The sequence below is a fragment of the Methylobacterium sp. PvP105 genome, from assembly GCF_017876975.1.
GTDB lineage: Bacteria > Pseudomonadota > Alphaproteobacteria > Rhizobiales > Beijerinckiaceae > Methylobacterium > Methylobacterium radiotolerans.
The window spans coordinates 37769-47110 of record NZ_JAGIPA010000001.1; the positions used below are offsets into that span (position 1 = coordinate 37769).

Annotated in this window: 10 protein-coding genes; 4 read left to right on the forward strand and 6 right to left on the reverse strand. The window is 73.0% G+C overall.

The genetic code is table 11. From position 1 onward, the window contains the following. Positions 1–134 precede the first annotated feature (134 nt). Both cutA and J3A75_RS00240 read left to right on the forward strand, forming a co-directional pair. Positions 135–488 carry a divalent-cation tolerance protein CutA gene (gene cutA / locus J3A75_RS00235; protein WP_012321933.1) on the forward strand — a complete coding sequence of 118 codons (354 nt, stop codon included), beginning with the start codon at positions 135–137 and terminating at the stop codon, positions 486–488. A 324-nt stretch (positions 489–812) separates the two neighbouring features. Beyond that, entirely contained in the window at positions 813–1424 is a 612-nt protein-coding gene (locus J3A75_RS00240) for a hypothetical protein (RefSeq protein WP_083374461.1), read from the forward strand. Between the two features lie 46 nt (positions 1425–1470). On the opposite strand, the gene J3A75_RS00245 is transcribed toward J3A75_RS00240, so the two are convergent. From J3A75_RS00245 to J3A75_RS00260, 4 genes are all read right to left on the reverse strand, one after another. After that, on the reverse strand, positions 1471–2607 hold the full coding sequence (locus tag J3A75_RS00245) for a glycosyltransferase (RefSeq protein ID WP_012321935.1): 1137 nt from the start codon (positions 2605–2607) through the stop codon (positions 1471–1473). Between the two features lie 67 nt (positions 2608–2674). Beyond that, positions 2675–3433, reverse strand: coding sequence for a lysophospholipid acyltransferase family protein (locus tag J3A75_RS00250; protein WP_024828334.1), 759 nt, complete (start codon positions 3431–3433; stop codon positions 2675–2677). Between the two features lie 95 nt (positions 3434–3528). Then, positions 3529–5058 (reverse strand): phytoene desaturase family protein, encoded by a 1530-nt coding sequence (locus J3A75_RS00255; protein WP_012321937.1) that lies wholly within the window; start codon positions 5056–5058, stop codon positions 3529–3531. Positions 5059–5155: 97 nt separating this feature from the next. Beyond that, on the reverse strand, positions 5156–6004 hold the full coding sequence (locus tag J3A75_RS00260) for a type 1 glutamine amidotransferase (protein ID WP_071000416.1): 849 nt from the start codon (positions 6002–6004) through the stop codon (positions 5156–5158). Positions 6005–6202: 198 nt separating this feature from the next. Here J3A75_RS00260 and J3A75_RS00265 point away from each other — a divergent pair, with 198 nt between their 5' ends. Continuing rightward, the gene (locus J3A75_RS00265; RefSeq protein WP_012321939.1) at positions 6203–6517 is read left to right on the forward strand and encodes a hypothetical protein; all 315 of its coding nucleotides are present in this window, start codon (positions 6203–6205) and stop codon (positions 6515–6517) included. Positions 6518–6620: 103 nt separating this feature from the next. Continuing rightward, complete coding sequence (locus tag J3A75_RS00270) at positions 6621–7130, forward strand: cache domain-containing protein (protein WP_012321940.1); 510 nt, start codon at positions 6621–6623, stop codon at positions 7128–7130. 29 nt (positions 7131–7159) lie between these two features. Here the strand turns inward: J3A75_RS00270 and J3A75_RS00275 are convergent, their stop codons facing one another. Then, a complete protein-coding gene (locus J3A75_RS00275; protein ID WP_029359974.1) occupies positions 7160–8368 on the reverse strand; it encodes an ABC transporter permease in 1209 nt (402 codons plus the stop codon). After that, on the reverse strand, positions 8365–9342 hold the full coding sequence (locus J3A75_RS00280) for an ABC transporter ATP-binding protein (protein ID WP_071000417.1): 978 nt from the start codon (positions 9340–9342) through the stop codon (positions 8365–8367). Before J3A75_RS00280 ends, J3A75_RS00275 begins: the two co-directional genes overlap by 4 nt.

Genomic DNA, 9342 nt, shown 5'->3' on the forward strand with positions numbered 1-9342 from the left:
GCAGCCGCGCAGGCGCGTCGGGATCGCCTCAGGGTTCACGTCACGGCTCCAGTCTGGCGAGCGAACCGCCCGGTTGACGTCCTTACCCGGCATGCGCCTCACTCCGCGAGCACACGCGCCGACGGAGGCATAGCATGGAGCGTCCGCTCCTCGTCTACACCACCTTCCCCGACCTCGCCTCGGCGATGAACATCGGCGAGGCCCTGGTCCGCGAGCGTCTCATCGCCTGCATCAACGTGTTTCCGGGCATGCAGTCCGTCTACAGCTGGAAGGGCGCGGTGGAGCGTGGCGCCGAGGTCGCGGCCATCCTCAAGAGCCGCGAGGGGCTGGCCGACGCGCTGGCGGTCGCGCTGAAGGCGCGCCACCCCTACGATACGCCGATCATCCTGCATCTGCCGGTCGCCGGGGCGGACGCCGACACCGCTGCCTGGATCCTGGCGGAAACGCGGCCCTGCGGGCCGGCCGGCGCCGGGCCTCAGGCGGACTGACCCACCCGACCGAGCCGCATCGCTTCCGCCCCGGCCGGTCCTGGCAAGGCCCCGGACCGCCGGGCAGACGCCTGTGGACAAGCGCGCCGCGCCGCCGGTACGGTCGCCTCGACGGCCCATCGGAGAGCAGTACCGACGCCGCGCCCGTGAAGCCCGATATGTGTGAACAAACCCTGTTCATCCGCGAGTATAGTATCCAGAATAGATCTATGATCATAAGCAATCGTTCCAGGCAAGCTGGGTGGTATATTGCGTTCTCTCGATCCGAAGACCTAGAAAATCTTCGCGCGTTCGCCGTGCGCGAGACGGCGCGGAGGGGAAATCATGGGATGGTTCAGGAATGCTGGGCGGGTCGAGCTGGCCCTGCTCGCGTCGGCCATAAGTGTTTTGCACGCGCACGCGGCCGGGGCGCCGAAGAGCGAGCCGCTGATGACCATCGCGCCGGCGCCGTCCGGTCCGGCTGGCCTCGCATCGGCCGACCCGCCCGCCTTGCGGTACGGGGTGCTCTATGCCGACGACAAGGGCCACAGCCATGTCCAGTATTGCGACCTGAAGAACTTCATCTTCAAGAGCTACGCGCCTCCGGCAGCGCCGCAATATGTCGGCTTTCCGCCGGGTGAGGTGACGTCGATCAAGTACGCGGTCCTGCCGGTCGGCTATGTCGGCACGTGGCACACGGCGCCGGGTCCCCAATGGGTGATCACCCTGTCGGGCCGCTGGTCCGTGGAGGCCACGGACGGGGCTGTGCTGGAGCAGGGCCCCGGGGAGGTGGAGTTCAACGCCGACATGGGATCGACGCCGCAGGGGCCCGAGGGCCACGTCGGACACCTGACCCGGCAGGTCGGCGACGTGCCGAACGTCCAGCTCATCGTCTCCCTGAAACCGCAGGCCGGGAAGGCCCGCTCCACCGATCCGTGCCAGCCGTCCCAGCCGTGAGGCCCGGGCGCGGGCCGGCACCCTCTGGTCCGCCGGCCCGCGCGGGTCAGCCGCCGCTCACCGGATAGCTGCGGCCCTTCCAGGTCGCCGCGCCGGCCCGCTCCCGGCGCAGAAGCACGTTCCACTGGATCGCCAGGGCCACCGCGACCGCCGCCGGATGGAGCGGGATCGTCGCCCACGGCGCCCGGACCGCCACGGTGACGGCCGTCCGGGTCGCCAGGGACAGGCCGAGGGCCAGCGCGGCCGGGGCCAGGGCGGAGGCCGGCAGCAGCCCGAGCAGCCCGGCCAGGACGAGGATCGGCGGAAGAACCTGGCCGCAGCCAAGGAGGAGGGTCCAGATCGGAAGGGCGCGGGGCGTGGCCATGCCCTCGTGGGCGTTCTTGGAGAAGCCGGCCCAGGCCTGGGCGAAGCCCTCGTACATCCGGCAGGTGGCCAGCGCGGCGGCGGCCACGAGATCCGTCCGGTAGCCCGCGGCCCGGAGCAGCCGGGGCAGCCGGACCCCGTCGTGCAGGGAGGTGCGGATCGCGCCGTGGCCGCCGGTGGCCGCGTAGGCAGCCCGCTCGATCAGGATCAACTGACCGCAGGCCGCGCCGAGCGACGGGTCCGACAGGCGGCGCATCAGCGGCACGGGCAGGAAGCCGAGGAGCAGGAAGTCGATCATCGGCACCGTCAGCATCTCGCCGACCGTGTCGGTCCGCTGCCGGGGCACGCCGCTGACGAGGGCCGCGCCGGTGTGGTGGGCTTGCGCCGCGAGGGCGGCGGCCGCCCCGGCCTCGAGCCGCACATCGGCGTCGATGAACAGCAGGTGGTCGCCGCGGGCGATCCCGGCCATGTGACTGCAGGCGTGGTTCTTGCCCGTCCATCCCTCGGGCAGGGGCGGGACCGAGACGAGACGCAGGCGCGGGTCGCCGACGGCGCGCACGATCTCGGCGGTCGCGTCGGTGGAATGGTCGTCGCCGACGATCACCTCCACCGGAACCGCGACGCTGGCGAGCGCCGCCCGCACGGTGGCGTCGATGTTGCCGGCCTCGTTGCGCGCCGGGATCAGGATCGAGACGAGGCCCGCGCCGCTCTCCGCCGCGGGCCGGCGCAGGACCGAGAGATTTACCGCCGCCAGCGCGGCCGGCAGGAGGGCCGCGATCAGGCAGAGCAGGGCCAGGACCGTGAGGATCGAGTCGGTCATCATCCCCGCCGGGAAGGTGTCGCGCCGCGATGAGGCATCGCATGGGGCCGGACGCGAGCGGAAGGTTTCATCCGGCGCGATCCTGTCCACCCGCCGCGCGGTGCGCCGGATCGAACCGTCGGCCGGAGAGCCGGGCCGCGAGGCGCCGCCACAGATCGTAGAGGCCGCCGACGCCTTTCCGGCCGGAGACCAGGGTGCGGAAGCGGGCCGGGTCCCGGCTGATCACGTCGGCGCTCAGGCGATCGAGGGTCTGGGTCAGGTCGGTTTCCAGGCGCGCGAGGCGCTGGTCGCGCGGGAGCGCGGCGAGCTCGGATCCGGCGATCCCCGGCCCGAAGGCCGCGAAGGCCCCCGCGCCGCGCTCGTCCCAGAAGGTGTACTCGACGGCGAGGGGGACGAAGAGCGCGTCGGGGGCGATCTCGGCGAGCCGCGCCACGCCGGGACGCAGGGCCAGCGGACGCGCGCGGGCATCGGCGAAGCGGCCCTGCGCGGTGATCCAGAGCATGCCGTCGGGCGCCCCCAGGATCGACCGGGCGGCGGCCAGGAACTGCGCCGCCCCGCGCGGGCTGTCGAGGTCGACGCCGAAGGCGCCGATCCGCTCGAAGATGCGGTAGCGCGCCAGCATCGCGGCGTCGAACGGCGCGCGGCTCGCCCGCTCCGGATAGAGGCGACCGGCCAGCACGATGATCAGCGCGGCGTCCCACCACGCCGGATGGTTGCAGTAGACCACGATCGCGCCGGGATGGCTCGCGACGGGCGGCGTGCTCCACAGGGGCAGCCGCAGGGCGTCGAGGTGGCGGTGCAGGTAGCGCTCGAACCACGCCACCATGAAGGCGCGGATCCGGGGCGAGACCGTGGGCAGGGGGGCGCCGCGCGTGCCTCTCGCACCCCCCGCGGCGGGGGGCGGAGATGGCGGCGTCGCGGTCACGCCGAGGCGCGCAGGGCGCCGCGCGCGTCCTGGTCGTGCGCGTCGGCGGCGATCCAGCCCGACATCATCACCATCGGCATGCCGGGTCCCGGATGGGCGGCGCCGCCCGCGAGGTAGAGGCCGCGCACCTGCCGCGACCGGTTGCCGGGCTTGAACGCGCCCATCACGCGCCCGTGCGAGGCGAGGCCGTAGATCGCGCCGTTGAGGACCTTGTAGCGCTCGTGGATGTCCTGCGGCGTGAGGTGGCGCTCGACGACGATGCGCTCCTCGAGGTCCGGCATGCCGGCGGTGCGCTTGAGCTTGTCGAGGATCGTCCGGCGGTAGTTCTGGAACAGCGGCCCGTCCGGGCGCCAGTCGTGGTGCGGCCGCAGATACGGCGTGTGCACGAGGACGTAGAGCGCCTCGCCGCCCTCGGGCGCCACGCTCGGGTCGGTCGAGGAGGGGGCGGCCAGGTAGGCGGTCGGGTCCGGGGCCGGTTCGCCCTTGTTGTAGATGTAGTCGAACTCCTCCTCCGGGTCGCGAGAGAAGACGAAATCGTGGTGGTTCAGGTGCTCGTAGCGCTTGTTCAGGCCCAGATAGAGCACCACGCCCGAGCAGGCCGGCTCGGGATTCTTCTTGGCGTAGGCCTTGGCGGCCTCGCCGCCCACGAGCTCGCGGTAGGTGCGCACCGAGTCCATGTTGGAGATCACCGCGTCGTAGGGCGTGACCCCCGCGGCCGTCCGCACGCCCCGGACCGCGCCGTTGGCGGTCTCGATCCCGGTCACCTCGGTGTCGGTCTTGCAGGTGGCGCCGAGTTCCTGGGCGAGCTTCGCCAAGCCCTCCGCGACCGCGCGCGTGCCGCCCATCGGGTACCAGACGCCGTCGGCCGTCTGCATGTGGGCGATGGCGCAGAGCACTGCCGGCGCGCCGTAGGGCGAGGAGCCGACATACTGGACGAAGTGGTCGAGCATCTGCGCGAGCCGGGCGTCCTTGACCTTGCCGCGGATCGTCGAGGCCACCGAGGCGTGCATGCGCAGGGACAGCACGTCGCGCAGCGTGCCCGGGTTCATGTTGGCGCGGATGTTGATCGTGTCGAACAGGTCCTCGACGGGCTTCCAGAAGAAGAATTTTTCCGAGACGCCGTGGAGATGCTCGGAGATCGAGAGGAATTTCTTGTAGCCCTCGCCGGTGCCGGGAGCGAAGCGCTCCATGTCGCCGGCCATCCGCTCGACGTCCTGCATCAGGTCGATGTGGGTTCCGTCGTCGAAGAAGCAGCGCCACTGCGGGTCGAGGCGGCGCAGGTCCATGTAGTCGTGGACCGAGCGGCCGGCCTCCGCGAAGATCCGCTCCAGCACCCGCGGAACGGTCAGGATGGTCGGGCCCATGTCGAAGCGGAAGCCGCCCTCGTGCAGCACCGCCGCCTTGCCGCCGAGCCAGCCGTTCTTGTCGTAGACCGTCACGCGGTGGCCCCGCGCGGCGGCGACGCACGCGGCGGCGAGTCCGCCGAGCCCGCTGCCGATGACGGCGACCGTGGAATCCTGGCTCATCCTGCTGGCTGGCTCCCCGGGCCGAAGAACGCGTGGCCCGCAGGGCGAAGCTAGACTTGAGACCGGGCGGGTCAACGCGCCACCCGGTCGCGGCAGCCTACCGGCGGCGCTCGCCTGTGGACAGGCGCGCCAGGAAGTTGCCGATCTCCCGGCGACGGAGGCCGGCCTCCATCACCTCCGGCCCGATGCCGTGACGCCAGGCGAGGCGGCGCGCGGCTTCCGGGTCGCGTCCCTGGAGCGTCGCGATCTCGTCGGCGTAGGCCGCCACGGCCCGCGGGTTCTCGGCGAGCCCCGCCGCGACGATGGCGGTGTCGCAGAGGCGCAGCATCGCGGCCAGTTCGTCGAGGTCGAGTTCGGGATGATACTGGGTGCCCCAGAACCAGCCGCGCTCCCGGCGGATCTCGATGGCCTGAATGCCGAGCACGCGATTGCCGGCGAGAACGCGGGCGCCGGGGGGCGGCTCCAGTACGGCGTCGGAGTGGATCGCCGGGGCATCCCAGGTCGCCGGACGGCCGGCCAGCAGGGCGTGTGTCCGACCCTCCTCGGTCGGGGTGATCGCCCGGGCGAAGCCGTATTCCGGCCCGCGTGGGTTGGCGGCGGCATGGCCACCCGCCACCGTAGCCGCGACCTGCACGCCCCAGCACGAGCCAAAGACCGCGCGCCCGGCCTCGAAGGCCGCGCGCATCAGGTCGAGCTGCCGGATCACGGCCGGCGTACCCTCCGAGACCTTGAGGGTCGACCCGGTGAAGATCAGCCCGTCGAAATCCGTGAGGTCTGCCGGCAGCGTCGCGTCGGCGTCGGCGGCGTTGATGTGCCGGCAGACGGAGCCCGGCGCGAGGTCCCGCACCACCGCCGCGTAGGACTCGGCCGAGGTTCGTCCGGTGGCCGCGACGTGGCGGTCGCGGGCAGCGCGATCGTTGCCGTCGGCGATGAGCAGGCGGAGCATGCGGGATTTCCGGGGAGCGCGGCCGTAGCGGAAGCGCCTCTATGTCGGTGCGCACCGCGTCGCAGGAACGGCGCGGATCGTCGCGGGAGGCGGGCGTCGAAATCGGGCCCGGCTCCTTCAAACGGGTGATGCGCGCCCCCGCTCCGGGTTTACCTCTGCCGCGTCGGACTTCGAGGAGCGATCATCGCGGAGGACAGGATGCCGGATCTCGCCGAGGTGGAGCTCTACTGCGCGGAAGCTCGGGACCTCCTCGCCCACGCGGAGGCCATCGTTCACGACCTGGGCCGGAGCGGTGCCTGCGAGGGGCACCGCATGATGGCGAGCCAGGGCCTCGCGGCGCTGCGGAACCTCGAGCGCATCATCGAGCGGCATCGCAGGCGCCTGACGTTCCAGTCCCTGCCCAACGCGGTCGGCCCGACCCCGGGCCCACCCCCGCCGCAGAGGCGGAACTGGCTGATCTTCCTCCGGCCGCGCGGCGGGCACCCCGGCCATGGCATCGAGGCGCACTCCTAGGGCCGTCGCGGCGGGGCGTCCGATCCCGCGCATGCCGGTCAGCGCGCTCGCGATCGGCCGGATCTCGCGCGGGGAGCCCTGTCGCGCGCGACGGGGAGATCCGGTGGGGCCGGCGGCGCGGTGGTACGCCGGCCTGGCGAGAGCCCTGCTGATCTGGGTCCTGCTGCTCGTCCCGGACGCGGCCATTCCGGCCGACGCCCGACGAACGCCCCCGCCGCTGCACCGGGCGGCCGAGATCGAAGCCCTCGTCAACAGGGCGGCCGACGTGCTGGAGAGTGAGGGCGCGCGGGCGTTCGACGCGTTCCGGCGTCGGGGAGGCGTCTGGCGATACGGGGACGTCTACCTGTTCGTCGTCGACCTGCGGGGGATCGTTCTCTTCAACGCCGCCCACCCGAACCGCGAGGGGCACGACCTGCTCCACGAGCGCGACGCCGACGGGAAGCAGTTCCACCAGGACTTCATCGACGCCGTCACGCGGTTCGGGTCCGGCTGGGTCGACTACATGTTCCCGAAGCCCGGCCAGGCGGCGCCGAGCGTGAAGTGGAGCTACGTCTGCGCGACGCGCGTGGCGGGCGTCGAGGCGCTCGTCGGTGCCGGCGTCTACGTCGAGTAGCGCCGTCCGGGTCGGGACGGCGCCGGGTCCTAGGCCGTCCGCCGCGCCGCCAGCGCCAGGGCGAAGCCGAGACCGGCCAGGGTCAGCGCCGCCAGGACCCCCAGGGCGGGGGCCGCGGCGGAGAACCCCTCGCCCAGGGCGCTCTGGTACGCCTCGATCGCCCAGGCGTTGGGGGTGAGCCATCCGGCCTGCTGCAGCCAGGGCGGCATGAGGAACCGCGGGACCATGGAGCCACCGACGGCCGAGAGCAGCAGCACGCCGAAAGTCGACGCGAGATGCGCCTGCTGGCGCGAGGCCGCGAGCGCGCAGGCCGCGAGCGCCAGGCCGGCCGCCATCGCGGAGACCAGCAGGCAGGCGGCCAGGAAGGCCGGCCAGTGCGGCCCGATCTCGACGCCGTAGAGGAGGGCGGCGGCCAGGAAGATCAGCCCGGCCTGGACGAGTCCCTGCAGCGTCAGGAAGGCGAACTTTCCGAGCACCACGACGGGCAAACCGCCCGGCCCGGCCATCAGACGCTCGGTGAGGCCCGTCTCGCGCTCCTCGACCAGCGACATCGCGCCCTGCATGGCGGCGAAGAGCAGGAACACCGCGGTGATCGCGCCGGCGTAGTAGCTCACCCGGGCATTGGCGGTCCCGGACGCCGTGCTGCGGCGTTCCACCAGGGAGGCGAAGCTGAACGGCTCCTTCTTGGCGCGCTGCTCGGCGAAGGCCTCGTCGAGGAAGCGGCGCTCGTCGGGACCGATCTTGCCCGTGCGCTCGACGTCGGCGACGACCCGCGACAGGACCACGTCGGGCAGCGCCTCGTTCAGGACCCTCTGGAGCTGTCCGAGGGCGATCGGCGTCGCCAGTGCCTTGGCGGGGTTCTCGACCAGCACCACCGGCTGATCCGCGGCGCCGGGCGCCGCCTCCGCAGGTGCGGCGTTCAGGTCCCCGCGCAGGACAAGCGCCACGTCGACCTCGCCGGCCCGCACCGCCTGCGCCACGGCGTCGATGTCGGTCGCGGGCAACCGCGTCACGCGGAGGGAGGGATCGGCCGCGAGCGCGTCGGCGAGGCGCCCCGTCGCCGCGGTGTGGGCCAGGTCGGCCAGGCCGAGATGGATGCGGATCCGGTCGCCGATCGCTCCCGAGAAGATCGCCGCGAAGATCGAGAAGATCACGGTCGGCAGCACGAAGGCCATCACCAGCGCGGCCCGGTCGCGCAGGAGGGTCAGGAGCATGACGCGGAAGGCGGCGCCGATCATCCGGCGGTCCCGGCCCGGAGCGGGGCGGCCTCGGGATCCGTCAGTTCCCGCGGGCGGAGGGCGTCCAGATAGAGCGTCTCCAGCCGCGGCGCCCGCACCCGGATCTCGGCCACCGGAACGTTCTGGGCGCGCAGGGCGCCGAGCAAGGCCGCGCCGTCGAGGCCGGACCGTTCGACCGACCGCCAGACGAGGCCCCCCGCCTCGGCGGGCACGAAGCCGGCCCGGCGCAGCACGCCCTCGGCCGGTCCCGACGCCGGACCGGCGAGGCTCAGCTCCCGCTCGGGCGCGCCGGTCCGCAGCTGCGCGAGCAGCTCGGCGAGACGGCCGGCGCGCACGACCCGCCCCTGGGCCAGGAACGCCACCCGGGAGGCGAGGCGCTCCGCCTCGGCGAAATCGTGTGTGGCGATCAGGATCGCGGTGCCGGCGGCCTTCAGGCGGTCGAGCACCGCGTGGATCGCGGCCCGCGCGGCGAGGTCGACGCCGGTGGTCGGCTCGTCGAGGAGCACGAGCCGGGGCCGGTTCATCAGGCTCGCGGCGATGTTCACCCGGCGCCGGTACCCCCCCGACAGGACGCCGACCGGGCGCCGGGCCACGTCGGCGATGTCGGCCATGGCCAGGGCGGCCTCCACGGCCGCCTTCCGCTCGCGCCGGGAGACCCCCGCCAATTGCCCGAACACGCCGAGATTCTCCGAGACGGTCAGCCGCGGGTAGAGGGCGATCTCCTGCGGCACCCACCCGATGGCGCGGCGGGCCTGTCCCGCCCGGTACGGATCCGCTCCGGCCACGCGCACCGACCCCGCACTCGGGGCGAGACGCCCCGCCACGAGGCGCATCAGCGAGGACTTGCCGGCTCCGTTCGGTCCGAGCAGCGCCAGGGTCTCGCCGGCCCCGAGGTCGAGATCGACATGATCCAGCACCCGTCGGCCGCTGAGGTCGAGGCCGACGTCCGCGAGCCGGACGAGGGGATCGTCCAT